The sequence below is a fragment of the Dongia sp. genome (assembly GCF_041918875.1).
Classification (GTDB): domain Bacteria; phylum Pseudomonadota; class Alphaproteobacteria; order Dongiales; family Dongiaceae; genus Dongia.
This window is the reverse complement of the sequence record NZ_JAYRUV010000002.1, coordinates 273271-297688: the sequence shown is the minus strand read 5'-3', so window position 1 is coordinate 297688 and position 24418 is coordinate 273271. Positions and strand designations below refer to the sequence as shown.

Here is a 24418-nt window from a genome sequence, read left to right as displayed (position 1 = left end):
CCCTCTTCTGTGGACTGACCGGATGGTCAAATATCCGGCCTTCCCGTTCTGTCATTTCGACAGAGAATTCGGCAAAAAGCCCTGCGTCACGATGCGTCTAGATATGGGCGCACCGCCTCCCGGACCGCGACAGCGATGTCGACGGCGTTGGGCGTATCCGAGTGCACGCAGATTGAATCAGCGCGAACCGCGATTTCCTTGCCACCGACGCTGGCAACCTTGCCTTCCTTGACTGCGCGCAGGCAGCGCCGAGCCGCCTCAAGCGGATCCTTGGCGTCATGCTCGCGCGTCACGATCAGGCCGCCATCGTCGCTGTAATCGAGATCGGCGTAGAATTCCGCCACCAATCGATGCCCACGCTCCGGATAGATCTTCTCGTGCAGCGTGCCGATCATGCCGAGCACCGGAACCTTGAACACATCCGCGGCGTCGCAGACAGCGTGGGCGATATGCTCCAGTCGTGCCGCCATGCCGTAGAGCGAACCATGCGGCTTGATGTGATTGAGGGCCATGCCCTCGGCTTCCAGAAAACCCTTGAGCGCGCCGATCTGGTAGATCAGGCAGTTCGTCATTTCCTCACGCGAGATCTTCATCTCGCGGCGCCCGAACCCCTGCAGGTCAGGCAATGACGGGTGGGCACCGACCTTCACGCCATGTTGCTTGGCCAGGCGAACGGTCTTGTGCATATGGTTGAAGTCGGAAGCGTGAAAGCCGCAGGCGACGTTGGCGACATTGATGAGCGGCATCAACGCCTCGTCATCACCCATGCGATAGAGGCCGAATGCCTCGCCCATATCACAGTTGATTACAGTCAAACATACCCTCCCGGGTTTCGCCTGCGGAACTCGGCCTTTGAAGATTTGGTCGCCAATTTCTTAGGAATCTGCGGTCTGGCGCCGCCTTCTCCCTGTTCACAGCCAGTCTTGCGCCGGGATACCCGTATTGTAAAATCGTAAAAAATGGTTATAGATATCTAGAAATCAGATATGACTCTTTCGATCAAACAAGTCCGCTACTTCATTGCGACCGCCGATGCCGGCCAGGTATCGGCGGCGGCGATTGAACTCAACGTCTCGCAATCGGCGGTGACCGCCGCCATCCAGCAGCTTGAGGCGGATCTGCGCGTGCCTCTCTTCCGCCGCCATCCCGGCGGTGTCGCCTTGACGACAGAGGGAGCGCGCTTTCTGCTTCACGCCCGCAACATCATGGCTGCGGTAAACGAGGCAGTACATACGCCTCTCACCGACTATGCGCAGCTTGCAGGGCACGTCCGTGTCGGCGTCACCTATACGGTGGCCGGCTACTTCCTGCCGCGTCACCATGCACGCTTCGCCCGCTCATACCCGGGGATCGATATCGAACTGATCGAGCTGCCACGACGTGCGATCGAGGGCGGCCTGCTCGCCGGCACGCTCGACCTCGCCGTTCTGCTGGTCTCGAATCTCGAGGATCGCGCGCATCTCGCATACGAAGCGCTGATCCGTTCAAAGCGCAAACTGTGGCTGCCCGTCGAGCATCCATTGCTGAAGGTGGATGCCATTGCCCTGGCGGACGTCGCCTGCGAGCCCTACATCATGCTGACCGTGGACGAAGCCAGCAACACGGTGGATCGGTACTGGAAGCCGAGCGGGCTACAGCCCAACACCATCTTCCGGACCTCATCGGTCGAAGCTGTGCGCAGCCTCGTAGCTGCAGGCCTCGGCATCACGGTCCTCTCCGACATGGTTTATCGGCCCTGGTCGCTGGAGGGACAGAGAATCGAGACGCGCAGCCTCGTCGCGGATATTCCAACCATGGATGTCGGCGTCGTGTGGAATCCCGGCAGCGAACAATCGGCCGCGACGCGAACATTTCGCGATTTCCTCAGCCTCACCTTCAACGGCCCCGGCCACGATTGATAATCTCAGTCACCGGCGGCGCAGAACCAAGACACTGCAACGCCCCTTAGCAATAAGGGCCGATGAAATGCCGATATCCGCTTCATCTTCCTCGACAATCACCATATCGCAGCGGAGATCGGCGTAATGTGGTATCGGTTTGCCTGCCGCCGGAGCGCGTGAGCCCGTTTCGTCGCCGGCGTCGGAGATTTCTTCCTTTTGCAGCCGCACAATGGATCCGGCGAGGTGCCTTGCCAGCATATCGGCGAGCTGCGTGGGACGCATTTGCGTCTCGCCGTCCGCAATGCGGCCGATGACGAGATTGCGCGCCAGTTCATGCTTCAGGATCAGGACGGACGCGTCAGCCGATGCCAACCGCCGGCTCCATAGCGAACGCATGCGCGCCTGCCCGGTCAGTGGGCGCGAATAACCCTCGACCACGACGAGATCCGTCACTCTGACGCCGACATTTCCTAGATTGGGTCGGCCACGCCATTCGGCAAAGGTCGTCGGAACTCCAACCCTCTGCGCGACTGCCTCAAACAGTTCGCGGCTGCGTCGTGCCTCCACCTTGATCGCCGCGGCCAAGAGGCCGCTTTCCAATGCGCCCGGCTCTTGGCAGCCAAGTGCGACATGTGACGAGAGTGCTAGGCCGGCGAGATCCAGATAGCTCTCATCCTCGACAAAGATCCCATGAAGCGGCAATCGCAGAGCCGATGCCATCTCGACGGCGGCCTCGACTGCCGCGCGGCGTTCGCCGCCCGGGTCCAGGATCACTACAACTCGATCGAACCCAAGGTCGCGCATCAGGCTTGACCTGTCCTGCCGACTTGCCCGCCGGCGCCGATCCATTGACGATGACTCTCTGCCAGAGCTGCCAAGCGACGCATCACGCGCTCATTGACCGAACCGCTTGGATATTCTCCGGTTATACCCGCGGCCCCGGCCGGCAATCCGGTAAGCAATTCTATGCCTTGGTCGATATGCTCGATGGCGTGGATGTGGAACTTCCCGTCTCTCACGGCATCGACGACATCGCTGCGCAGCATGAGGTTGCGGACATTGGCGGCGGGGATGATGACGCCCTGCGCGCCGGTCAAGCCACCCAGCACGCAGATGTCGAAAAAACCTTCAATCTTGTCATTGACGCCGCCGATCGCCTGAATCTGACCACGCTGGTCAACCGATCCGGTGACGGCCCAGGATTGATCGATCGGTACATCGGCGATTGCCGATAGCAGGGCGTAGAGTTCCGCGGACGAAGCGCTGTCGCCTTCGATCCCGGAATAGGATTGTTCGAAGACGATGCTGGCGTTGAGGGCCAACGGTCGCTTCATGCCGAAACGCGCGCCGAGGAAAGCCGAGAGAATGAGAACACCCTTCGAATGGATGGGTCCGCCCAGTTCCGTTTCCCGTTCGATATCGACGACCTGGCCACGGCCAAGTTGAATGCGTGCCGTGATGCGGCTGGGATGCCCGAACTCGACACCGCCCAGCGATATCACCGCCAACCCGTTCACCTGGCCAATCTGCAACCCCGACGTCTCTATACGAACGGTCTTCGTGGCGACCATTTCCTGGAAGCGGCGATAGAGCCTATCGGCACGCCGGCGCCGCGCCTCGATGGCGCTTGCAACGGATTTCCTGCTGACGACCTCTTCTCCCGCGATCCGCGCACAATAGTCGCTCTCAGTCGCGAGATCCGCCAGCGAACTCATATCGGCCGACAGTTTCTCCGCGTCACCGGAAAGCCGCGAAGCATGTTCAATCACCCGGGCAACGGCTCCGGGTTCGAAAGATCGCAGCTTCTCCCGCGCGACGATGCAGGCGACAAAATCGGCATATTCTCTTGTTGCAGCTGGATTCCGGTCGACCTGATCGTCGAATTCGGCCGACACCTTGAACAAGGTCGAGAATTCCGGATCGAGCAGCGACAGCAGGTAATAGATTCGCGGGGAGCCGATCAGGATAATCTTGAGGTCGAGCGGCATCGGCTCCGGTCGCAGCGATACGGTACTGGCGAGACTCAGCAACTGCTCGATCGACTCGATCCGGACTTCACCTGCCCGCAAGGCGCGCTTCAGGGATTCCCACGAGAATCCGTTCAACAATAATTTTTCAGCGTCCAACACAAGATAGCCGCCATTGGCCCGATGTAAGGCGCCCGGCGCGAGCAAGCTGAAATCGGTGAGCAAAGTTCCCATGCGCGATATATGCTCGACGCGGCCTACCAGATTCTGATGCGTTGGGTTGTTCTCAAAAATAACTGGCGCGCCGACGACACTGCTATTGTCGACAATGGCGTTGACTTGATATCGACGAAAAGAGAAGGGGTTGCGACCAGCACCTTCAAGCGAGAATTCGCCATGGCCGTCATTCTGAATCGCGGACAGGAACTCGTCGGCATTCTGCTGGATGTCCTGCTCCACGGCCGAGAGATAGGCAATGACAGCCGGGATATCCTTGAACTGTCCTTTCAACTCGCCGAAGGGCAGGCTCGTGACTGCGACGACGACTTCCTGGTTGAGTTGGCGAATAGACTCGCGCATTTCCCGCTCCCATGTCGGAATCTGCCGCACGAGCTTTTCGAGATCGACCTGCAACGTCTCAATCTTTTGACGGATTCTTTCCTGCTCTGCCGGCGTCAGTGCATCGAAATCCGCGGGCCGAATGGGTTCCTTGTCCTTGAGTGGCGCCAATGTCAGTCCAAACGGCGTCCGCAACACTGCGACTTCCTGCGCCTCCGCCCGCAGCCGTAGCTCGTCGAAGGCGCTCTCATGGGCCGACTTTGCCTGCTGCGTGAGTGCGTCACGACGAGTCCGGTAATCTTCTCGCTCGAAAGCGGATGGCAAGGCGACGCGGAGATCCTTGATGGTCCTGTCCATGGCACTACGCAATTCGACCGCGCGCCCGGCGGGCAGGCGCAAGATGGTCGGCTGATGCGGTTCGGCGAAGTTATTGATATAGCACCAATCGTCCGGCCGTGGCCGCTGCGGTGCCACGCGCTGCAGCAGGGCCTGTACCAGCGTGTGGCGCCCCGCTCCCGTCGGTCCAAACACAAATATGTTGTAACCTTTGCCACCGATGCCAATGCCGAAATCGATGGCCTCCACAGCGCGGCTCTGACCGATTGCAAGGGGCGAATGAGATACAGCCGCGATCTGTGCCGGCGGAACGCTCTCCCCACTCCCCAGGTCACTGAGGGTACAGGGGTGATAAAGCGCCGAAACAGGCACTTTTGTCGTCCCGATATCGGCAGACGAATGCTGCTCCATGTCCAATACACCTTCGCCGGTTCACTCGCTGAAGTATGTAAAAGCCATCCGCGACCCGATTGACCTAGGTCAATCCCGCTAGCCGCGAAGGAAATCAGGATAGGAACGGTGGTGCGCAACAAAGTTAGCGCTTGCTTCACGTCGATGACGGGAATTGGATGGGGGCGTCCTCTGTCGCACCGGAAACTGCCGAAGTGAGGTCTTAATCATGAACATGCCGCTGCAGATTACCTTCAGCAATATGGATCCGTCGGACGCGGTCAGGGCCCGGATAGAGGCACTGGCGGCAAAGCTCGACCGCTTCAGCGACCGGATTATGGGCTGCCGGGTCATTGTGCGGGCACCGAACCGGCGGCAGAAATCGGGCCGACTCTATCATGTGAGCATCGACCTCACTCTGCCGGGACATGAGATCGCCATAAATCGTACTTCGCCCAAACATCAGGAACATGAGGACATATACGTCGCAATTCGAGACGCCTTCGATGCCCTCGTTCGCCGGATCGAAGATGTGACGCGGCAGAAGCGCGGAGACATCAAATCGCATGAAGAAGAAGCGGCCTCGGGCACGATTGCCCGCCTCTTCCAGGATAAGGATTACGGTTTCATCAATGATGAGCGGGTGGGAGAAGTCTATTTCCACGCCAACAGCGTTCCGAACGACGGCTTTCGCAAGTTGGCCATCGGTGGCCGGGTGCGTTACATCGCCGTGCCGGGGGACAAAGGCCTGCAGGCCAGTGTCGTAAAGCCGGTATCATGAGACAGCCTGTCAAGGTGTAGGCAGGGAGGTGACGCCCGTCCGGCCTCAGACACGCTTGATGATGATCGAGGTGTTGATGCCGCCGAAGGCGAAATTGTTCGACATGAGATAACCGATATCCAGATGCCGCGGCGCACCCATGACGTAATCCAGTTCTGCGCAACGTGGATCGACATTGTCCAGATTGGCGGTCGGCGCGAACCATTGATCCCGCATCATCTCTATGCCAAGCCAGGCCTCCATCGCCCCGCAGGCGCCAAGGCTGTGGCCGAAGTAGGATTTAAGTGAATGGATAGGCGCTGACGAGCCGATTGCGGCGCGCGTCGCTTCCGTCTCGGCAATATCGCCCCACTCCGTGGCCGTGCCATGGCCGCTGACAAAGCCGATCTCGCGCGATGGAATCCCGGCGTCGGCCAAGGCTTCGCGCAGTGCCGCTTCCATGGTCGATGCCTGTGGCTGGGTGACGTGGTTGCCGTCGGCATTGCAGGCAAAGCCGACGATTTCAGCATGAATGGGGGCGCCGCGCGCAAGCGCGCGTTCGCGCTCCTCAAGGATCAACGTCACCGCCCCTTCGCCAATCACCAGTCCATCGCGATCACGGTCATAGGGGCGTGGTGTCGTATCCGGCTGATCGTTGCGCGTGCTGGTCGCATAAAGGGTATCGAAGACGGCGGCCTCGGTGACATCGAATTCGTCGGCACCGCCAGCTACCATGACATCGGCCTTGCCCCAGCGGATCGCCTCATAGGCATAGCCGATCCCTTGGCTGCCTGACGTGCAGGCACTCGACGTAGGAATCATCCGGCCGGTGATGCCGAAGAAGAGGCCGATATTCACGGCAGCCGTGTGGCTCATCATCTGGATGTAGCTCGTCGCGTTGAGCGTTCTCGATTGGCCGTCCTTCATCAGTTCGGCAAAAGCCATGACCGGCGCAGGACTACCGAAAGATGACCCGTAGGCGATACCGGTACGACCGCCCCGCACCACCGTATCGCCGAGGAGGCCGGCATCCTGCAGTGCCATTTCCGTGGCGCGGACCGCCATTTTGGCCACAACGCCCATCGTCCGCGTCTTCTTACGTGGATAAAGATCGTCGACAGAGAAACCGATCACCGGCGCTGCAAGGCGCGTATGAAGACCCACGAAGCGGTCCAATTCGGGCAGACGGCGGATCGCCGTTTCCCCGCGTGCCATGTACCCGCGAATCTCCGGCCAGGAGTTCCCCAGGGCGGTAATACCGCCCATCCCGGTGACGACGACGCGACGCATCAGAGCATGCCTCCGTTGACCGACAGAACCTGACGCGTCACGTAGGCGGCACCGTCGGAACAGAGATAGGAGACTGCGGCTGCGACCTCCTCCGGCCGACCCGCTCTACGCATCGGCACCATCTTCAGCACTTCGTCCATCGGCAGGTTCTCGATCATCTGCGTTCCAATGATGCCGGGCGCAACGCAGTTGACCGTGATATTGCGCTTGGCGAGTTCGATCGCAAGCGCCTTGGTAGCGCCGATGATACCGGCCTTGGCGGCGCTGTAGTTTACCTGTCCGCGATTGCCGGCGATGCCTGAGACGGAGGCGATCGTGACGATACGCCCGCCCTGGCGCGCGCTCACCATCGGCATGACGATCGGGCGCATCACATTGTAGAAACCGCCAAGATCCGTATCCACGACATCGTCCCATTCATCGTCAGTCATGGCGGGAAAGGCAGCGTCGCGCGCGATCCCGGCATTCAGAACGACTCCCCAATAGGAGCCGTGGTTGGCGATATCGCCATCGAGTACAGCGCGGGCGGCCTCGCGATCCTTGAGATCGAACGTCACAAGTCGTCCAGCACCGTTGATGGCGTCGAGGGTTTCCTGTGCACCGGCGACGTCGCGCCCGTAATGCAGGACCAAAGTGAAGCCGTCTTCCGCGAGCCTCTCGGCAATGGCGCGGCCGATACCTTTGCTGGCGCCGGTCACAAGGATGGTTCTGCTCATTTGGTTCCCAGACTCTTTATATCAATCCCTTGCCGCGCAAGAACCGCCGCCAGATCGGCCGGTTGGTGCAGGGTCAGTTGCGCCATCGCCTGGGTGACCCCAGCATCGAGCAAATTACAATCGAATACACCGATTTCGCCATCCCGAAATACCAGTTCCGCCCGCACGATGAGGCACTCATTTTCCCGGAACCATGCGCGCTCCGCCTTGAAATTGCGCGTCCCCAGCAGGAATCCCAGCCGCACGGGCTGATTCCGGCGTAGCGCCTCCAGACCGACAAAGGCGCCGCAAGCCTGCGCCATCCACTCAATGGCGATATGCGCAGCAACGCCCACCCCCATTTCAAAGAACGGATTTTCCGGCCGGACGGTAATCTCCGTCTCGATCAAGGTATCGGTAAATCCCGTGACACGATCGAGCAGGATCATACGGCCGGCATGAGGCAGCAAAGTGGCAACGGGATAGTGGCAGATTTCCATCAAGTATCCCCGTACCCAAGGACGAGGGCCATATTGCTGCCGCCGAAGGCGAAAGAACTGCTCAGCATGGCGCGCCGGCCCGCGGGCACCGGTTGCATGCCGGGCCGAACGAGATTGAGCGGTGGCATGGCCGGATCGACGGCACCGTCCCAAAGATGCGGCGGCAAGCGACCGCCTCCATGGGCGGGGTGCAACGCCAGGCACAGGAAGGCGGCCTCGCAGGCACCGGCCGCTCCCAGCATATGACCGGTCATCGCCTTGGTCGAGCTGCAGGGCATTCCTGCACCAAAGAGCCTGTGGACGGCGATGGCTTCCATCGCGTCGTTGAGTGGGGTGCCTGTGCCATGCAAGTTAACATAAGCGATGTCCGCCGGACTGAGGCCGGCATCGCGCAATGCTGCGGCCATCGCCGCCTCGGCCCCGGCGCCGGTCGGATCCGGCGCACTCAAATGATGTGCGTCGGAGCTTTCACCGAAACCCAATAGGGCGATATCGGCAGGTTCTCTTGTTAACAGGAAGGCGGCAGCCCCTTCTCCGATATTGATGCCGTCCCTGTTCCGGCTGAATGGCTGGCAGAGGCCACGCGACAAGGCGTCGAGGGAGGCAAACCCGTTCGTGGTCGTCCCGCAGATCGTGTCCGCACCGCCGACGATGGCCGCATCGCAGAGCCCGGCCATTATCAGGCGCCTGGCGCTGGCGAACACCTTGGCGCTCGACGAACAGGCAGTCGCGATAGTGTAAGCCGGCCCGGCGATCTGCAGGTCAGCGGCCACGAATTCGGCAAGGCTGCCCAATTCCTGCTGCCGGTAGTCGAAGTCCTTCGGCCAAGCGTCTTTCCGAAGACGGATGGCAAAGGCCGCCTCGCCTTCCGCAATGCCGGCGGTACTGGTTCCGAGGATCACGGCGATCCTATCCGCCCCATAGCGCATCCGCGCCGCGTCGATCTCCGCGGCGATCTCCGTCAACGCAAGCAGCATCAGGCTGTTGTTGCGTGACCGATATGGCGCAAAGCTCGGCGGCAGCTCCGCCGTGACGCGGCCGACATGGATTTCGCGGTCAGGGTAGATCGCCATACGGTGCGCCAGCCCGTCGCGCGTGCCCGCGAAGAGATTTGCACTAACTGCAGCCTTGCCGATACCGATCGGCGTGGCGAGACCCAGGGCGGCAATACCAAGCCTCATGGCACGACCTCGACCGACTGTACCTCAATCTCGTAGCCCCAGCCATTGTTGCGGTAACGCAGGCGGCCGCCACCCAGATAGTCGATGTGCAGGACCTCCTTGCCACCGAGCGAGACAATGCGGGTCTTGCCGATTTCCCGCAGCGTGGCGCCGGATGGTTGCAGCGCCCGACGCAGGACATCGCGCGGCCAATAAAGCAGCACAATATCGGCCAGCATCGGCCCAGGCCGGACCTGGGGCGGCAGCCATTCTGCGCGCATCGCGTTGACCTGGCCCGATCGATTCCAATCGATACTCATGGTGCGGCGGCCTAAGCCGTCTATGCCGATCAATTGGAAACTCTCCGCTGTCACGCTGATGCGACCGTCAAAGGCATAGGCATCGCCGTCATGGCGGACGGTGATGTGCTGCAACCATTCGGCATCGCGGCCGAGTTCGGCCGGTTGTGGCAGAGCCAATTCATGCCCAGGCGCGAAAAACGGCCGGTTGGCCTCGTCCGAGCTGGGAACTCCATTGCAGGCGGCCAGCAGCAACAGGCACGCGGTAAGCAAGACTTTCATGCCGGCCTCTTGCGGCGTGGATAGATAGTACCAGCCAAGGGCGCCAGCAGGAAGGCGATGAGAATGCCGATCAGCATGGTGAGGCCGAACGCATGCACGGCAAAGACGCTGCTGAAGGCAAGCAGACCGAAGGAAAGCAAGGTCGTCACCACGTCCAACATGACCGCCAGCATCGTGACCGGGCGGTGCGCCAGATCCGTTTCGGCGCAGAAGGTCGCATAGTCGACGCCGATCGCCAGAACAAGGATCAGGCCCATGACGTGGAAGAAACTGATGCCTTCCCCACTTACCGCAACAAGCGCCGGTGCCAGGATGAGCGCCGCCAAAGAAGGCAGCAGGACGATCACACCGCCTTTCAGGCCATAGCGCCAGCCAAGCGGAACGATCATCAGCAGAGCAGAAAGGCCAATCAGCCACAAGGCACGATGGCGATAAGTACCGAGCCGCTCCGTGAAGTCGCCGGCAGGATCGAGATAGCGCACACCTTCCAGGTTCGCGAGCGCCTCGTGCAAAGTCTCCGGCATCTCAACGTCATCGAGCGCGATCACATGTCGCCCCGGCCCCAACACCCACTCTCGCAGGAATGGCAATGCGCCGCCCTCCAGGGCATCTTGCAAGATCATTTCCTTGGCTACCGGTTTTTCGTGGGATGCCAGACCGAGTTGTGTCGCCTGGGCAACCCAGTCGAGCCGTTGTACCAGTTGCCGATTCTCTGCCTGACGGGCAAGCGAGGGCACGAAATCTGCCGGACCGCGATGGGCGCCGAGTACACCGTCGCCCTGGAGATTGTCGAGAATGGCGGACACGGCTTCACTGCGCTGCAAGGCGATCTCATCGTCCGCGGCTTCGACCAGCACGAACTGTAGCGTTGCGCCGATGCCGGCCAGGCGCTGAATGTCGTCCTGTTGGGCGACGAGATCCGGCGAAAGCGACTGCATGCGCCGGACATCGTCGTCGATGTGGAGGCGCGTAAATCCCACCGCGCCGAGCCCGGTCAGCACAGCCAGCCCCAGCCAGCATACTCGTCGCAGCCGCGCGTTCTCCCAGATGCGCCAGAAGCAGTTCGCCAGGCGCAGGAGATGCCTGCCATAGCCCGGCGCTTTGCCCCGGTCGAGAAATGGGAACCAGAGGATCACCGTGAAGAATGATGCCGCCAAGCCGACGATCGAAAAAAGGGCCACCTGTCGCAAGGCCGGAAATGGCGCCATCAGAAGGATGGCATAGCCGATAAGGGTCGTTGTCAGGCCAATGCTGATCCCCGGCAAGACCGTGCGTAGGCGTTGCCAGCTGGTTGGCTGCAGCGGGTCGAACACGGTCGCCGAGTAATGGATACCATAATCGACGGCAACGCCGGTGAGGCCGACGCCAAAGAGCAGCGTCGCAATGTGGATCTCGCCAAACAGCCACAAATTGGCGGCAAGCCCGGCGCCGATGCCGATCGCGACCGCGAGCAGGTTCATCAGTAAAGGACCAACGCGGCGGAATGCACCGATCAGTAACAGTGCCGTGCCAACCATTGAGATGGTGCCGAGCGTCGACGTTTCCTTGAGCCCGGATTGCGATCCCGCAGCAGCGAAGAAGATGGCGCCAGCGCGCTTGACCGCTAAACCGGGATGCTGGCCGGAAAGCTGGCCGGTCTTGCCCTCAAGAACACCGAGGAAGCGATCCTGCACATCGAGGGCATAGGGATCGCCATCGACTTCGCCGCTGACCAGGATCCAATTGAGACCGTCCGCCTTCACTGCGAGCCGCCCCTCATCCACCGTCAGGCGCGAAAGCGGCGCCGGCAAGCTGGCAAGAAAGGCAGGAAACAGCAGGAACGGATCCTGCATCAAAAGGCGTCCATTGGCGAAACCGCCGACGCCATAGATTTGCGCCAAGGCCCTTTTAGCGACCCGATCGCTCTTCCCCGCGGCAAGCAGTGCCCGGTCACCCGGCGCCAGCAGAGAACCCGCATAAGGCAGATAGAAGGCGCCCATGGCGTTCGACTGATCGCCAGTCGTTTCCCGCACCCTTGCCAGTCCGGCTTCGCCGAGGCTTCGTTCGAGTTCGGCGGCCGCCATGCGGGCGACGGTACGGTCTACATGCCCGACAAGCAGAACGAAGCGCTTGGCGGCACCGGTCATCAAGTTCGTGGCGACCGTGTGCGATTCCTGCGCCGTCTCGTCGGCCGGAAGCAGAGATAGCAAGTCCGTGCGGAAGGCTATGCCGCGCAACGCCTGCGAACCCAGATATCCAGCCGTGATCAGGACGATCAACAGCCAGAGCGCTGCGCCGAGCCGAGCGAGACGAAATGGTTTCACGGTCCACCGACCGCATCGAGCAAGGCCTTTTCATCGGCGGCAAGCGCTCCGGCCAACCGCTGCTGCCCGCTGAATGTCAACGTATCGTGGTCGCCCCCCTGCTTTTCGATCTCGACCGTCTCGACATAGTCACCGCCCGTAACCCGGATCTCGATGATCGGCATGGCGGCACTCGGCGCATCATGTCGCGGCTTGAGGCGCAGATTCCATTTGCCGCCGTCTGTAGATTGTTCCACGGAAAAATCGCGGTCGAGGCCTCGCCAATCGCCGGCCAGCGCGCCGGTCAGCATTTCATAGAGGCCGGCCATGAAGGGAGCATGGCTGGTGGGCAGGTTGAGCGTGGTGACGCCGTCGCTTTGCTGAGCGAGGCCCTTTCCCGTCATCAAAGTGGTCACTGCGAAAGGCGTCTCGGCACGCCAGATCAGGCCCTGACCGGGCGCAAGCACAAAACTGCCGGCGCTGCGCAGGGGGGTCGTGAAGCCCTGCAGGACACGTTCCTGTGTGTAGCTGCCGCGTAGAATTTCGCCCGACGCCAACGGGCTCATTCCATCGGCCAGCGCCGAGCTGCCGGCAAAGAGTCCGGCAAGGCCGACAAACCAGCGCAAGATCGTCACGATCCGCATAGCGCGCGCCTCACCTTCTCCAGCAGAATCGCCGGAGATTCCAGACTGAGCTCCCGCGTTGCCGCATTGACCGCGACCTGGATTGTGTGAGCCTTGGTGAGAACCTCGCCGCTCTCCCAGGCGCGGCAACGATAATCGATCTTCAATCGGTTCTCATATTCAACCAAAGTCGCCGTCACGACGATACGCTGCTGATAGCGGACGGGCCGCACATATTTCACCCGCATATCGACGATCGGCCAGATATAGCCGGATTGCTCCATCTGCCGATAATTGAAGTCCAGCTTGTCGAGCAGAAGGCCGCGGACCTGTTCAAAATAGCGGACGTAATTGCCATGCCAAACCACCTGCATCGGATCGATATCGTAGAACTGCGCGACGATTTCGCATTCAGCGGTGATCATGAACGAGATTCCCTGCGGCCCGGATTCCAGAAATCGAAAAAGTTATACCATTGCAGCGGGTTTGCGACCGCATAAGCTTCAAGCCGGGCGGCGAACTCGCCGACATGACGGGAGAGAGCAGCCTCCCGGTCTTGCCGCGGCAAATCGATCCTGTCGGCGATCTTTTCGACATCCAGAACATGACGATCGCCCCTGCGGGTGCAGAACAAGGTGTAGACTGGACAGCCAAGCAGTGCGCCGAGTACGTAGGGCCCTTGCGAAAAGGGCGCGTCCTGCCCCAGGAAGGGCAGTCTGGTCACGCGCTCGCTCTTTACGGGTACGCGGTCGCCGGCGATGACGATCCAGGCACCTTGCTCCACCCGCGCCTGCAGTTCCATCGCTGCCGCCGGACCGAGTTCGGTCACCTGCCAGATATTGACCCCTGCCTCAGGCCGGTACTTGCGCAGGAGGCGGTTATATTTCTCGGCATGGCGCGTGTGGACCAGGACCAGCAGCCTCTGTCGGCTGCGCTCGTCGAGCAGCGCGCGGGCAAGGTCGACATTGCCAAGATGCGCAACGATGAAGAGAGCACCTGCAGCCGACCGCTCGGCCTCAGCCAAGTCGACAATCATGCCCGGTTGCACGGCATTGTCCGATATGCCGCCTGTCCAGCCGAGGAACGTATCGACAGCGCGGCCCGCGAAAGACATGAAGTGAATAAATCCGCTTAGCCAAAGACGATTCGCGGAAAGCGGCGCGCCGTGTGCAGCGGCCCGGCGCAAGAAGTCATGCGACGCCCGGCGCTGTTCCCATCCCGTTAGATAGAAATAGAGCACAACCGGCGCCATAATGGCGAGGCAGCCACGCCGCCCCAGCAAGCGCGCCGCCAATGCCCAACCTTCGAGTCCCCAATAAACCCCTCGTTCCGCGATCTTCGCCCAATGCCGTCTATGGTGCGGCCGGGACCGCAGGATTGCCGGGAAGCGCCGCATCATGCCGAAGAAGAGACGGCTGTGCATCGCGGAAATGCGCAGATTGTCGTGCCGCAGATCGAAATTGGAGATGTTGCCGGCGGGATATGTGACCGCAACCGGTTCTTCCACCACCGGCACACCGCGCCAGAACAGACGCACCATGATTTCGGTATCGAAATCCATGCGCAGCCCGATGCGCTCGCCATCGGCGCAAAGGGCGGCCACCGGTGCCAGCGGATAGACCCGCAGGCCGCACATACTGTCGCTGATCTGCAGTGACAAGGTTTCGATCCAGACCCAGAGATGGGTGACGTAACGGCCAATGGCACGACCCAGCGGGACCGAGCGGTCGTAGATCGGCACGCCGGTGATCAGCGCATCCGGCTGTTCGACCGCCAGCGCTATCAGGCGCGGAATGGCGGCGACATCGTGCTGGCCGTCGGCATCGATTTGCAACGCATGCGTGAAGCCTGCTGCCATCGCCAACTGGAAACCGTGCAGCACTGCGCCGCCCTTTCCCTGGTTCGGCTCCAGGCGCACAACTATTACCTCGTTCGGCGGGTCGTTCAGCGAAGCGAGTTCATGGCGAACAGCTTCGTTGCTGCCATCGTCTACAATGAAGATTGCGAGTTGCTGCGCCCGCAATGCCCGGATGATCTCAGGCATAGCCCGGGCATGGTTGTGGCTTGGGACGATAGCGCAGATACGTGGCGCTGCCATCATGCGGCCGCCAGCCGAATGATGCCGGCAGTCAGAATTTCGTCGCCGCTCTGATACGAGAAACTTAAGCGCCCCCTGTCCGCATCGTGCGTGAGCTTCAGCGTCACCAGCGTATTGGGCAAGGTCAGTCGTTGGAACTTGACCTGATAGTCCGTCGCGGCCGCAATCGGCAGGCTCAGATGCCTGGCCGCCAGCTTCACGGCCCAATCTATCTGAGCGACGCCCGGCACGATCGGCAACCCGGGAAAGTGGCCATCCAATTGAATCATATCGGGCCGATTAAAGAGATCGAGCTCGACCGTGTCCCCGCGCCGGCGTATGGCGCGCAGCTCGGGCGTTCGACAGGACTGGGGCGAGGCGAAGATAGCCAGCAGATCCTCCCGCCGAATCTTGCCCATGGCATCGGCCGGCAGTACATCGATAAAGCGCCACCGGCGCGGCATCGCGGCTGCATCATGCCGCGTCGCCAGCGCCTGACGCAACAGGCGTCCAAAGCGAAACGCGCCAAGTTTCGCCAGGTCGGCGGTACCGGATTCGCTCGGTACGATGACAGCCCCAAGTGTCGCCGGCTCGCCCGGCAAGGTGACAAGCGCTGCGGCGGCAACTTGATGAAAGGATGCCAGGGCCGCTTCCACTTCGGGCAGACTGACCCTCTTGCCTTCGATCTTGACGATGCGATCCGTGCGTCCCTTGAGATAAAAGCCGCTCCCTTCCGCCATTTCGACAGCGTCGCTGGTCGCGTGTGGCTCGTCATCCGGCAGGAAAGGGGATGTCACCGTCAGCGTCCCATCCGCTGCCGTCGCCAATGTCACACCAGGCGCCGCCTGCCAGGGCGGATTGGGACGATCGCGCCAACGTGCCGCAATCGTCCCGGTTTCCGTGCTGCCATAGATTTCGCAGATACGTGCGCCCAATGAAGCTTGGGCGACGACGGCGGCAGTATCTGGAAGCGCCGCACCGGCCGACAGGATGCAGGAAGGGGGCCTCCGGCCGGCATGCACGCCCAACCCATTGAGACGCGCCAGATGCGCCGGGCCGGTGATGATTGCGGCGCCGCCCAGATCTTCGGCAAGCAGGCTTTCCCATAAAACGTGCACCCTGCCCCCGAACGGTCGACCGCTACATAAGGGCCAAATCAGTTTGTAGCTGAGGCCGAAAAGATGCTGATGCGTAACCGTCCCAAGGACATGGCCGCGCGGCGGTACAGTCTTCCCGAGCAACGTCTCGATGGCCAACGCTTCACGCAGCATTGTCGCAAAAGTCTTCTCAACACGTTTGGCCGTCCCGGTCGAGCCGGAAGTGAAAAGCGTCAGGCGGCAGCGTTTGGCATCCAAGGATGGACGGACCGGCACCGAGCCAGTTCCCTTACGCAAGGCGAAGCCCGGATTGTGGCCCGGCGGTAGACGGTCATACACCAGCAGGTCCCAATGCCGGCGGATCGCACCGCAGGCGCCAAAAGTAACATTTTGCGGCAGGACGACCTCTGCACCAGCCTGGAACAGGGCCAGCATGCCGACGGCGCACCAGTAGGTATCTTCGGTTACAAGCAGGCCGCGGGCGCAGCCTTGCGCCGCAAGTGCCTCGGCATTCGCCGCAACATCGCGGCGGAACTGGGCGAGATCGACAGGACCATCGACGGCTATGGCGACGATTTCTTCCGGATTTCCCTTGTCGTCGAGCAGCCGCGAGACGTCGCGCATGGCGTTCACCGGGCTGCCCGACGCATGAGCATGGGGCGAAGGAGCCTTTCTCCCGCGAACAAGACGGCACTGCAGAGATAGGAGATCAACCCGGTCCACAATGCCCACAAGGCCAGATCCTGCGCCAATGCCAGCAAACCGGCGATCATGGCATTCGCCAGCAGCCACAGGGTCCAGATCCAGGTAACGCGGCGGCAGTAGACGATGCCGACCGGTGGCAAGACGGGTTCACGCAAGCGTGCGATGCGTTCGACCAGGCTGGGCGGATGACGCAGCGAATTCCCGAACAGGGTGGCGATCAAAAGGCTGAGCAGTGCTGGATAGATCTTAGCGGCCACGGCAGAGTCAATGACAGCAAGAACCGCCAGCACCAATGCCGCACACAATAGCGGCAGGCGCAGCAAGCGCGTCACGCCATCGACGACCAGAAGAGACCGCAAGATAAGAAGAAGGATGGCGGCAATCGCGAAGACGGCGAATGATACCTGCACATGGAGCCAATAGACGGCAGCCGGATAAACTACCGCGACTAAGGCGAAGATCGCCGCGCGCCATCTGTCAGCCGACGAGGCGGCACCATTATTCGGCAAGGACGGCATGCACGCGATCAATGACATCGCCGACGGTCCGCACCGATTTGAACTCTTCGACCTTGAGTTTGCGGCCAGTCAATTCTTGCAGTTTGACGACGAGGTCGACGGCGTCAATCGAATCAAGATCGAGGTCTTCGTATAGACGCGCTTGCGGCGTGATCTTCGCTGCCGGAATCTCGAACATATCCTCAAGATAGCCGCGCAGTTTGCTCTCGACATCGTCACGCGACAGCATTGGCACCGCTCCCGCTCTGGCCCTGGACGCGCACGAAGGCCGCTAGACTGCGCACATTGGCAAAATGCGCCTTGATCTCGTCGGTAATAGTTTCGATCTTGAGGTCATAGCGGCGGCGCAGGGCGACACCAAGCTCGAGTGCATCGATCGAATCAAGACCGAGGCCGCTGCCGAACAGCGCCTCCTGGCTATCAATGTCCTCCGGCTGCACGTCCTCAAGCTTCAGCGTATCAATGATCAGTGTCTTTATTTCGCGTTCCAAATCGTCCATGCACCACTATCCCAATTCCAACTGTTCGGTGAAATAGGCCTGCAGCCGGCGCACCAGTTGGCGGGCCGCCAGCGAGCGGTATTGATACTCAAGTGGGTTGGCCGCGTCCAGACGCTCGCCAGCCGTCACCCGGAAATGCGAGCGTCTGGGCGGGATCTTCCACCAGGGATCCCCCTTGCTCAGCATGATCGGCCGGCAATCGATGGTGACAAGCTGGATTTCCGCCTCCGCCAATAACGCGATATTGGCAAATCCACGGCGGAACTGCAGTTCCTCGCCGGGGCGCGACCGGGTGCCTTCAGGGAAGATGATCAGGTCCCTGCCTTCCGCCATCGCCTGTCTGCAGGCGCCGAGCAGCGCTTCTGGCTCGAGATCGTTGCGGATATAGCCGGCCCAGCGCACGACACCGCCGAGGCAACGGTTTCGCCAGAGCTCCGCCTTGACGATACATTGCGCGCGCGGGATCAGGGACATCAGGATAACGACGTCGAGGAGAGTCGGGTGGTTGGCGATGACCAACCGTCCGCCGCCATCGCGCAGCACCTCGACCCCCGTCACGTCCAGCTTGATGATGCCGAGCATTTCCAGCATCGCCACGAAGAACTTGAAACTGCGATGGATGACGATCTGGGTTGCGCGCACACGACGGGCCCGGTTCCGCTGAATCGATGCAATCAGTGGAAACACTGTGACCGCCAATATCAAGCCGCCGCCGAAGAAACAGGCGAACGCTAGGCCCGTGCCGGCGAGCCGCCATCCATAGTTGATAATATTAGGCACGACACCACCGCCAGACCATCCGCCCACCCAGCGCCGAATCTTCCCGCGACTTGCCCAGCAGGAAACGGAGAAAGCCGAGCGGCAAATTTTCGCCTTCGCCGGCCTCACCGGCCGGGGCACATGACACCGAAATCGCGGCGGCATCGCCAGCACTCAGCGCGCCAGGGCAAAGCGTTAACGCCATTGCCAGCGGCAGGTCCGCTTCGGCGGATGGACGGAAATCGGCATAGCTCTCCGGCAACGGCGCGTCGAAATAGATCAGCAATACCGGCCTGTCCGGCACCTCGACCAAGCATGCCGCCGCCTCGATCAGACCATAGCCGAAACTGTCGAGCGACGCGGCGACGGCGGTATGACCTTGCCGGTTCCCGGTGTGGATCGACAGCAGGCCCGCCAAGCCGTGATGCACCGACATACTGAATTCGGCTGGCGATGGCTGTTCCTTCTCCGCCAGGGCCGTCAGAATCTTGACGGTTCGATCGAATTCGCCGTGGCGCGAGGCGATGATGTAGCGTGCCTGTTCAATGTCCGCACATGCCTGGGCGGCACCCAGCGCCTTCTGCCCGATCGGCGAGACGCGGCGGCGCAGCATCATAGGCAGTATCGGCATCGGCGAACCATCTGCCTCGACCTGGCTGCCGCCCGCCCAATCGAGCCAATCCGACCGCGTTTCCCTCCCGGGAGCCCAGGCGAACCAGTCCTTTACCCGAAGTGATATATCGCACCGTTCCAATTGACGAAGTGTCCCCAGATCAATCATGAATCGCGGCAAGCCGTCTGACAGCGGTCAATCGTTAACGATACCAGATCGTCGATAAGTTGTTATCGGGCCCTTACGTGCCGATCAAGAAAGATATGCCGCCCGCTGCAGTTTATTATGCCGTGGCTGAAATTGATGCCCGCCAACGCCCTTCCGCAGCCGGGCATTCCCTCCTGCTGGCAGCGCTCAGCCGGGCTACCGGTCGGCCGCCGCACTATTTTGCCATTACCAAACGGCCCTCAGGACAGCCGGTCGCCGTGACAATTGCCGGCGCGGCAACAGATATGTTCGTCTCTCTGTCCCATAGCGGCGGGCTTGTTGCTTGCGCGGCCACCACCTTGGGTCCTATCGGGATCGATTTGGAGGTGGCGAAACCGGGCCGAAACCTGGCCGGTATCGCCGAAGCCGCGTTTGGGCCGGCGGAGCGGCGGGAATGGGCGGAACGTGGCCCAGCCGGATTCTACCGAATCTGGACCTTGCGCGAGGCGATGGCCAAAACAACAGGCGCCGGCCTGTCTCAAGCCGCGAACCGGTGTGATCAGGTAGCCGACGGGCCGGAACAGGGCCATTGGTCACAGGGTGATTGGCATTTCCTGCACAAACACGTCCCACCGGACCGGTATCTGTCCTTGGCCGTCAAACCGGCTGCACGAATGAAGGCGGCAATCGACTGGATCGCGCTGCCGCTGGGAATCGCCAACCCCACCCCCTCGCGAGGGGCCGACAAATTCAATATCTGACGGATCATTTCTCCTTTTCGCTGCAACGAAATGAGCGCAGTTCATAGTCAGGCCTAGAAAGCTTTTCGTCGGCAGAGCAACTGGACATCGGAAGCAGTCTGATGCGTACACGGGAAGTGGGAAGAGCGATCACGTTGTCAGCGGACATCGCGACCACCTGTCAGGCCCGCGTATTCCCTCTCCCCCCAGCCGACGAATGTCAGCCGGGGGGAGAGGGTTCTAATTTTCCTCCCGCATTCGGCGTTGCCGCCATACCCAATTTGTCATCCTCCGCGAAGGCGGAGGATCCCCGAGTTCCTATCGCGGTGACGCGTTGTTGCCGGCAAACTCGTGGATGGCCCGCCTGCGCGGGCCATGACAATAAATCTTTACTGCGCCGCATGCTGCCCTCCCTGCGGCTGCGCCACCGGCGTCGCCGCCTGCGCAGCCGCTGCCTGATAGCGGTAGAGCTGGGCGTAGCGGCCATTGCCGCGCAGCAGCTGCTCGTGGCTGCCATCCTCGACCAGCCGCTCCTTCTCGATGGTCAAGATCCGGTGGCAGTTGCGCACCGCCGAGAGCCAGTGGGCGATGATGAGCACCATGCGGTTGATTGGCATGCGCACGACACGTGCGTGCAATAGCTGGAAAGGCAGGCATCCGCCGCCCGACGCATCGCTGCCTGGCGCGAACCGTCACATGCCCGCACAGAGCGTGGCTGTGTTGGCAGTCGGTGACGAAGCGGCTTTGCGCCAGTTCTCACGAATCAAAATTCATCGTTCAACGCGTCGACTGCCGGTATCTCGCGGGAGCGCCGGTCGATGAAGGCTCGCAGCTCTTCGTCCTTGGCCGGATCGAGTTTTGGTTCCTCATATTCCGATAGAAGTTTCTTAGCCTGCTTAAGAGCTCGATCTTTGATATCTTTGGACCCGTCGGCCTTCCACTGTTCGATCGAATTGTTGTCGAACAGTTTCGGGATGAAGAAGGCGTTCTGAAAATTCGCCTGCGTGTGCGGGTGACCGAGGTAATGACCACCGGGGCCAACATCGCGCACGGCCTGCAGCGCTTCGTCGAAATCGTCCCATTTGATGCCCTCGGCCATGCGATATCCCATGGCACAGACTTCCGAATCGACAAGGAATTTGGCGATCGAGCAGTGCATGCCAGCCTCGTTCCAGCCGGCGGAATGCCAAATATAGTTTGCACCCGAGAGCAGGACCGCCATCATCGTCATGGCGCTTTCGTATCCGGCCTGCGCGTCGAATACTTTGGAGCCACCGAGCAGGTTCGACGTGCGCCAAGGCACGTTGTAGTGTCGCGCCATCTGGCCAATCATGAAGTTCATCAGTGATATCTCTGGTGTCCCGGCCATGGGGGCGCCTGACTGCATTGACACGGTCGAGAGATAATGGCCGTAAATGGCTGGGCAGCCTTTGCGAACGACCTGCGTGTAGGCCAGTGCCGACAACGCTTCGGCGTTGAGCTGGGCAACGGCTGCGGCGGTCGAGGCGGGCGTGTTGGCGCCGCCAAGCACGAAAGGAGAGCACAGAACAGGCTGGTTCCGCCGGCAGAAGGCGCGCATCGCACCGAGCATGACCTGATCCCACACGAGAGGTGAGTTTCCGTTGCAATTGCCGGTCGTGACCGCGTGGGTTTCGAGGAAGTCGGCGCCGAAGAGAATGGCACACATGTCAAGAACATCCTCCGCATTCTTGGGCGATGTCGTCATCCCCATGAAGATCTTGTCGGAGTGCCTCATGGAAGAGTAGGTGATATGCATGTGCCGGTGCGCAACCACGATGTCCATCGGCTCGACGATATGATGCGCCGATGAATGCAGAGCCGGCATCATATGCGCGAGCTTATGGAAAGTGCCCAGATCCGCGATGGTTGGCGCCCTTCGCTCATCCTCGAGATCGCGCATGTAAGGGGCGCCGGTCATCGGCACGAAGATGGCGTTGCGGCCACCCAACTCAACGTTCTTTTCCGCATTCCGCGCGTGATAGGTGATTTGAGATGGAATGGAACCAATCAGGCTCATGACAAGGCCGCGATCCAGGTGGACCCTCTCGTCCCGCACATCGGCGCCAGCTCGCTTCCAATCGGCCAGGGCGATCGGATCTCGAAAGACGACGCCGACCTCTTCCAGAATGCCCATGGAGGCTTGGTGGATGCGTTCCACCTGCTCCGGACTCATCGGCTCGACGGCCGGGAGCCCGGACTTCAAGGTCGGCAGCATGTCAACCTTGGGAGCCATGCGCTGCGATCGCCGGGCTTCGCGGCCACCTCTTCTGGACGCAGTTTCCATGATTGTCACGATGGCCTCCGTTGAGTGGACATATTGCACGCCGACAGGAAGCCAAGGGGCGGCTTGGAAGGTCGCAAGTGCATTGCCAGAAGACTAGGTCCAGAGATATTGATATACCTAGCGAAAAGGTTTCATGCGCCTGTTGACTAAACTGCCAGCCGCGCCCTCGCGATAGTCCGGAAAAGCTGATAGCCATGGTTCGCCGCTACTATGAACTACCATCTCTAACCGCTCTCGCCGTCTTCGAGGCATCTGCCCGTCACTCATCCTTCAAGGCCGCGGCAGCCGAGCTGAATGTCACGCCTGGCGCCGTGAGCAAGCAGATCAAGGTAATCGAGGAGGAACTCGGCATCCCTCTTTTTGTGCGCATGGGCGCTGGCGTTTCGCTGACAAGTGCCGGGGAAGACCTCTATGGGGTACTTTCAAACAGCTTCTCGCGGGTCGCCGAAGTTGTACGCAGTATCAAGCGCAGCGATCGGTCAAGAAACGTCACGATCGCCTGCAGCGACGCATTCGCGACGATGTGGCTCATCCCTCGAATGGGAGATTTCTGGGTGCGCTTCCCGGAAATGACTGTGGATCATTTGATTTCCGACAATCCGCGTGAATACAGGCGCGCGGAAGTGGAGTTGCGTGTCCGTTATGGGCTCGGTGCCTGGGCAGACGAGACGGCGGAGTTACTTTTTGAGGAGACGATATATCCGGTTTGCGGCCCAGGCTTTGCGAACAAATACCGCAGTGCCGCGGCGGAGAGCCTTCCGGATCTGCCGCTGCTCCACGTTGACTGGGTAGATCCGGATTGGTCCGACTGGGACGAAGTGCTTCGTCGGGCGAACATCCCGCACGGCCCCATCAAGGGTCGTCGTTTTGGCAAGTTCAGCGTTGCCTTGCAATGCGCCCAAGCCGACCAGGGCGTTGCGGTCGGATGGCACCGCCTGGTGCGGCAATTGCTGCGGGACGGCAAACTCGTCCGGCTGACTGACCTGGAGATGCCGGCCCCAGGCGGCTACTACCTGACCTGGAACAGCAAACGAAGCCTTTCGCCAGCAGCCGTGATCCTCAGAGATTGGCTACGCGAGATGGCCGACCAGGAGCGCAAAGCGATTTAGGTCCTCGACGATCCTGGCGCGCCCGCCAAAGCCACGACAAGGACGCGATACCTTGTCAAGAAACGGGCAGCGGCAGCTTCTTCGTGCGGCCGCCGTCAATCACGTAAACTTGCCCAGTCACGAAGCTGCTTTCGTCGGAGGCGAGCCAGACGGCAAGATTGCCAACGTCGCGCGGCTCACCAAGACGCCCGACTGGATGCATCGCCAGCAGTTCGCGCCGCATCCGCGCACTGTCAGGCAAGCTATTGATATACTCCTCACTGAGGTCCGAATTGATCCAGCCAGGCGCGATGGCATTGCACCTCACGCCATCGCGACCATGATCAACGGCCACGGCGGCTGTGAACCCGTGAATGCCGGCCTTGGATGCGGAGTAAGCCGGATGTCCGGGGTTGGAGCCGATGCCTTCGATCGATCCGATATTGATGATGCTCCCGCGGTGACGGTGGCGAAGAAAAGGCATGGCCCGCTTGGTCAGCAGAAACGGAGCCTTGAGATTGATGGCCATCATTTGGTCCCAATCGGCCTCCGACATTTCCTCGATGGTCTTCTCGAACATGATGCCGGCATTGTTGACGAGAATGTCGAGGCTTCCGAAATGAGAGTAAGTCGTGTCAACAGCCTTGGCACAGTCGGCGGAGGACGACAGATCCGCTTGTACAAAAACCGCTTGCTCGTTGAGCAAGCTGCCGTCTGGCGCATTTCGCTGGACGATCGCCACCCGGGCGCCTTCCTCTAGAAACCTCTGGGTTATCCCCAGGCCGATGCCGCGGCCGCCACCAGTTACAACGGCCACTTTGCCAGCAAGTCGTTGGCTCACGGTATT

At 61.0% G+C, this 24418-nt stretch carries 25 protein-coding genes; 4 read left to right on the top strand and 21 right to left on the bottom strand.

The features are described from left to right. Window positions 1-86: 86 nt before the first annotated feature. Window positions 87-815 (bottom strand): LamB/YcsF family protein, encoded by a 729-nt coding sequence (locus tag ACE3TY_RS03265; RefSeq protein ID WP_374650829.1) that lies wholly within the window; start codon window positions 813-815, stop codon window positions 87-89. 171 nt (window positions 816-986) lie between these two features. Here ACE3TY_RS03265 and ACE3TY_RS03260 point away from each other — a divergent pair, with 171 nt between their 5' ends. Then, window positions 987-1898 carry a LysR family transcriptional regulator gene (locus ACE3TY_RS03260; protein ID WP_374650828.1) on the top strand — a complete coding sequence of 304 codons (912 nt, stop codon included), beginning with the start codon at window positions 987-989 and terminating at the stop codon, window positions 1896-1898. 9 nt (window positions 1899-1907) lie between these two features. On the opposite strand, the gene ACE3TY_RS03255 is transcribed toward ACE3TY_RS03260, so the two are convergent. After that, window positions 1908-2684, bottom strand: a complete 777-nt coding sequence (locus tag ACE3TY_RS03255; protein ID WP_374650826.1) for a hypothetical protein — start codon at window positions 2682-2684, stop codon at window positions 1908-1910. Further along, window positions 2684-4936: a Lon protease family protein gene (locus ACE3TY_RS03250; RefSeq protein ID WP_374650824.1), complete on the bottom strand. Its 2253-nt coding sequence runs from the start codon at window positions 4934-4936 to the stop codon at window positions 2684-2686. The genes ACE3TY_RS03255 and ACE3TY_RS03250 overlap by 1 nt, the downstream gene beginning before the upstream one ends. 424 nt (window positions 4937-5360) lie before the next feature. Here ACE3TY_RS03250 and ACE3TY_RS03245 point away from each other — a divergent pair, with 424 nt between their 5' ends. Further along, window positions 5361-5912 carry an HPF/RaiA family ribosome-associated protein gene (locus ACE3TY_RS03245; protein WP_374650822.1) on the top strand — a complete coding sequence of 184 codons (552 nt, stop codon included), beginning with the start codon at window positions 5361-5363 and terminating at the stop codon, window positions 5910-5912. Between the two features lie 45 nt (window positions 5913-5957). Here ACE3TY_RS03245 and ACE3TY_RS03240 read toward each other — a convergent pair whose 3' ends face one another. The 15 genes from ACE3TY_RS03240 to ACE3TY_RS03170 are packed head-to-tail and all read right to left on the bottom strand — an operon-like array spanning window position 5958 to window position 19309. Beyond that, a complete protein-coding gene (locus tag ACE3TY_RS03240; protein ID WP_374650821.1) occupies window positions 5958-7181 on the bottom strand; it encodes a beta-ketoacyl-ACP synthase in 1224 nt (407 codons plus the stop codon). Beyond that, window positions 7181-7897, bottom strand: a complete 717-nt coding sequence (locus tag ACE3TY_RS03235) for a 3-ketoacyl-ACP reductase FabG2 (RefSeq protein ID WP_374650819.1) — start codon at window positions 7895-7897, stop codon at window positions 7181-7183. Before ACE3TY_RS03235 ends, ACE3TY_RS03240 begins: the two co-directional genes overlap by 1 nt. Then, window positions 7894-8376 (bottom strand): hypothetical protein, encoded by a 483-nt coding sequence (locus ACE3TY_RS03230; RefSeq protein ID WP_374650817.1) that lies wholly within the window; start codon window positions 8374-8376, stop codon window positions 7894-7896. Before ACE3TY_RS03230 ends, ACE3TY_RS03235 begins: the two co-directional genes overlap by 4 nt. After that, window positions 8376-9557 (bottom strand): beta-ketoacyl-[acyl-carrier-protein] synthase family protein, encoded by a 1182-nt coding sequence (locus ACE3TY_RS03225; protein WP_374650815.1) that lies wholly within the window; start codon window positions 9555-9557, stop codon window positions 8376-8378. Before ACE3TY_RS03225 ends, ACE3TY_RS03230 begins: the two co-directional genes overlap by 1 nt. Next, window positions 9554-10117 (bottom strand): DUF3261 domain-containing protein, encoded by a 564-nt coding sequence (locus ACE3TY_RS03220; RefSeq protein ID WP_374650814.1) that lies wholly within the window; start codon window positions 10115-10117, stop codon window positions 9554-9556. Before ACE3TY_RS03220 ends, ACE3TY_RS03225 begins: the two co-directional genes overlap by 4 nt. Next, window positions 10114-12420, bottom strand: a complete 2307-nt coding sequence (locus ACE3TY_RS03215) for an MMPL family transporter (RefSeq protein WP_374650813.1) — start codon at window positions 12418-12420, stop codon at window positions 10114-10116. Before ACE3TY_RS03215 ends, ACE3TY_RS03220 begins: the two co-directional genes overlap by 4 nt. Continuing rightward, on the bottom strand, window positions 12417-13043 hold the full coding sequence (locus ACE3TY_RS03210; RefSeq protein ID WP_374650811.1) for an outer membrane lipoprotein carrier protein LolA: 627 nt from the start codon (window positions 13041-13043) through the stop codon (window positions 12417-12419). Before ACE3TY_RS03210 ends, ACE3TY_RS03215 begins: the two co-directional genes overlap by 4 nt. Next, complete coding sequence (locus ACE3TY_RS03205; RefSeq protein ID WP_374650809.1) at window positions 13031-13447, bottom strand: acyl-CoA thioesterase; 417 nt, start codon at window positions 13445-13447, stop codon at window positions 13031-13033. The genes ACE3TY_RS03210 and ACE3TY_RS03205 overlap by 13 nt, the downstream gene beginning before the upstream one ends. Next, window positions 13444-15120 (bottom strand): glycosyltransferase, encoded by a 1677-nt coding sequence (locus ACE3TY_RS03200; protein ID WP_374650984.1) that lies wholly within the window; start codon window positions 15118-15120, stop codon window positions 13444-13446. Before ACE3TY_RS03200 ends, ACE3TY_RS03205 begins: the two co-directional genes overlap by 4 nt. Continuing rightward, window positions 15120-16928 carry an AMP-binding protein gene (locus tag ACE3TY_RS03195; RefSeq protein ID WP_374650808.1) on the bottom strand — a complete coding sequence of 603 codons (1809 nt, stop codon included), beginning with the start codon at window positions 16926-16928 and terminating at the stop codon, window positions 15120-15122. Before ACE3TY_RS03195 ends, ACE3TY_RS03200 begins: the two co-directional genes overlap by 1 nt. Further along, window positions 16826-17437, bottom strand: a complete 612-nt coding sequence (locus ACE3TY_RS03190) for a hypothetical protein (protein ID WP_374650806.1) — start codon at window positions 17435-17437, stop codon at window positions 16826-16828. The genes ACE3TY_RS03195 and ACE3TY_RS03190 overlap by 103 nt, the downstream gene beginning before the upstream one ends. Then, the gene (locus tag ACE3TY_RS03185; RefSeq protein WP_374650804.1) at window positions 17400-17648 is read right to left on the bottom strand and encodes an acyl carrier protein; all 249 of its coding nucleotides are present in this window, start codon (window positions 17646-17648) and stop codon (window positions 17400-17402) included. Before ACE3TY_RS03185 ends, ACE3TY_RS03190 begins: the two co-directional genes overlap by 38 nt. After that, the gene (locus ACE3TY_RS03180; RefSeq protein WP_374650803.1) at window positions 17635-17919 is read right to left on the bottom strand and encodes a phosphopantetheine-binding protein; all 285 of its coding nucleotides are present in this window, start codon (window positions 17917-17919) and stop codon (window positions 17635-17637) included. The genes ACE3TY_RS03185 and ACE3TY_RS03180 overlap by 14 nt, the downstream gene beginning before the upstream one ends. 6 nt (window positions 17920-17925) lie before the next feature. After that, window positions 17926-18726 carry a lysophospholipid acyltransferase family protein gene (locus ACE3TY_RS03175; RefSeq protein ID WP_374650801.1) on the bottom strand — a complete coding sequence of 267 codons (801 nt, stop codon included), beginning with the start codon at window positions 18724-18726 and terminating at the stop codon, window positions 17926-17928. Continuing rightward, window positions 18692-19309 carry a beta-ketoacyl synthase chain length factor gene (locus ACE3TY_RS03170; protein ID WP_374650799.1) on the bottom strand — a complete coding sequence of 206 codons (618 nt, stop codon included), beginning with the start codon at window positions 19307-19309 and terminating at the stop codon, window positions 18692-18694. The genes ACE3TY_RS03175 and ACE3TY_RS03170 overlap by 35 nt, the downstream gene beginning before the upstream one ends. A gap of 227 nt (window positions 19310-19536) precedes the next feature. Here ACE3TY_RS03170 and ACE3TY_RS03165 point away from each other — a divergent pair, with 227 nt between their 5' ends. Next, on the top strand, window positions 19537-20199 hold the full coding sequence (locus tag ACE3TY_RS03165; protein ID WP_374650798.1) for a 4'-phosphopantetheinyl transferase superfamily protein: 663 nt from the start codon (window positions 19537-19539) through the stop codon (window positions 20197-20199). A gap of 368 nt (window positions 20200-20567) precedes the next feature. Here ACE3TY_RS03165 and ACE3TY_RS03160 read toward each other — a convergent pair whose 3' ends face one another. Next, entirely contained in the window at window positions 20568-20795 is a 228-nt protein-coding gene (locus ACE3TY_RS03160) for a hypothetical protein (protein WP_374650796.1), read from the bottom strand. Window positions 20796-20941: 146 nt separating this feature from the next. Further along, window positions 20942-22483, bottom strand: a complete 1542-nt coding sequence (locus ACE3TY_RS03155) for a trimethylamine methyltransferase family protein (protein ID WP_374650982.1) — start codon at window positions 22481-22483, stop codon at window positions 20942-20944. Between the two features lie 194 nt (window positions 22484-22677). Here ACE3TY_RS03155 and ACE3TY_RS03150 point away from each other — a divergent pair, with 194 nt between their 5' ends. Further along, a complete protein-coding gene (locus ACE3TY_RS03150; RefSeq protein ID WP_374650794.1) occupies window positions 22678-23592 on the top strand; it encodes a LysR substrate-binding domain-containing protein in 915 nt (304 codons plus the stop codon). Window positions 23593-23647: 55 nt separating this feature from the next. Here the strand turns inward: ACE3TY_RS03150 and ACE3TY_RS03145 are convergent, their stop codons facing one another. Further along, a complete protein-coding gene (locus ACE3TY_RS03145; RefSeq protein ID WP_374650792.1) occupies window positions 23648-24412 on the bottom strand; it encodes an SDR family NAD(P)-dependent oxidoreductase in 765 nt (254 codons plus the stop codon). Window positions 24413-24418 lie beyond the last annotated feature (6 nt).

What these genes read in the sequence shown, in the direction of transcription:
- ACE3TY_RS03240 (WP_374650821.1), bottom strand. Translation starts at nt 7,181, where the DNA reads ATGCGTCGCGTCGTCGTCACCGGGATGGGCGGTATTACCGCCCTGGGG.
- ACE3TY_RS03185 (WP_374650804.1), bottom strand. Translation starts at nt 17,648, where the DNA reads ATGCTGTCGCGTGACGATGTCGAGAGCAAACTGCGCGGCTATCTTGAG.
- ACE3TY_RS03220 (WP_374650814.1), bottom strand. Translation starts at nt 10,117, where the DNA reads ATGAAAGTCTTGCTTACCGCGTGCCTGTTGCTGCTGGCCGCCTGCAAT.
- ACE3TY_RS03210 (WP_374650811.1), bottom strand. Translation starts at nt 13,043, where the DNA reads ATGCGGATCGTGACGATCTTGCGCTGGTTTGTCGGCCTTGCCGGACTC.
- ACE3TY_RS03200 (WP_374650984.1), bottom strand. Translation starts at nt 15,120, where the DNA reads ATGGCAGCGCCACGTATCTGCGCTATCGTCCCAAGCCACAACCATGCC.
- ACE3TY_RS03155 (WP_374650982.1), bottom strand. Translation starts at nt 22,483, where the DNA reads ATGGAAACTGCGTCCAGAAGAGGTGGCCGCGAAGCCCGGCGATCGCAG.
- ACE3TY_RS03245 (WP_374650822.1), top strand. Translation starts at nt 5,361, where the DNA reads ATGAACATGCCGCTGCAGATTACCTTCAGCAATATGGATCCGTCGGAC.
- ACE3TY_RS03225 (WP_374650815.1), bottom strand. Translation starts at nt 9,557, where the DNA reads ATGAGGCTTGGTATTGCCGCCCTGGGTCTCGCCACGCCGATCGGTATC.
- ACE3TY_RS03205 (WP_374650809.1), bottom strand. Translation starts at nt 13,447, where the DNA reads ATGATCACCGCTGAATGCGAAATCGTCGCGCAGTTCTACGATATCGAT.
- ACE3TY_RS03170 (WP_374650799.1), bottom strand. Translation starts at nt 19,309, where the DNA reads ATGCCGATACTGCCTATGATGCTGCGCCGCCGCGTCTCGCCGATCGGG.
- ACE3TY_RS03255 (WP_374650826.1), bottom strand. Translation starts at nt 2,684, where the DNA reads ATGCGCGACCTTGGGTTCGATCGAGTTGTAGTGATCCTGGACCCGGGC.
- ACE3TY_RS03190 (WP_374650806.1), bottom strand. Translation starts at nt 17,437, where the DNA reads ATGTCATTGATCGCGTGCATGCCGTCCTTGCCGAATAATGGTGCCGCC.
- ACE3TY_RS03150 (WP_374650794.1), top strand. Translation starts at nt 22,678, where the DNA reads ATGGTTCGCCGCTACTATGAACTACCATCTCTAACCGCTCTCGCCGTC.
- ACE3TY_RS03235 (WP_374650819.1), bottom strand. Translation starts at nt 7,897, where the DNA reads ATGAGCAGAACCATCCTTGTGACCGGCGCCAGCAAAGGTATCGGCCGC.
- ACE3TY_RS03180 (WP_374650803.1), bottom strand. Translation starts at nt 17,919, where the DNA reads ATGGACGATTTGGAACGCGAAATAAAGACACTGATCATTGATACGCTG.
- ACE3TY_RS03260 (WP_374650828.1), top strand. Translation starts at nt 987, where the DNA reads ATGACTCTTTCGATCAAACAAGTCCGCTACTTCATTGCGACCGCCGAT.
- ACE3TY_RS03160 (WP_374650796.1), bottom strand. Translation starts at nt 20,795, where the DNA reads ATGCCAATCAACCGCATGGTGCTCATCATCGCCCACTGGCTCTCGGCG.
- ACE3TY_RS03230 (WP_374650817.1), bottom strand. Translation starts at nt 8,376, where the DNA reads ATGGAAATCTGCCACTATCCCGTTGCCACTTTGCTGCCTCATGCCGGC.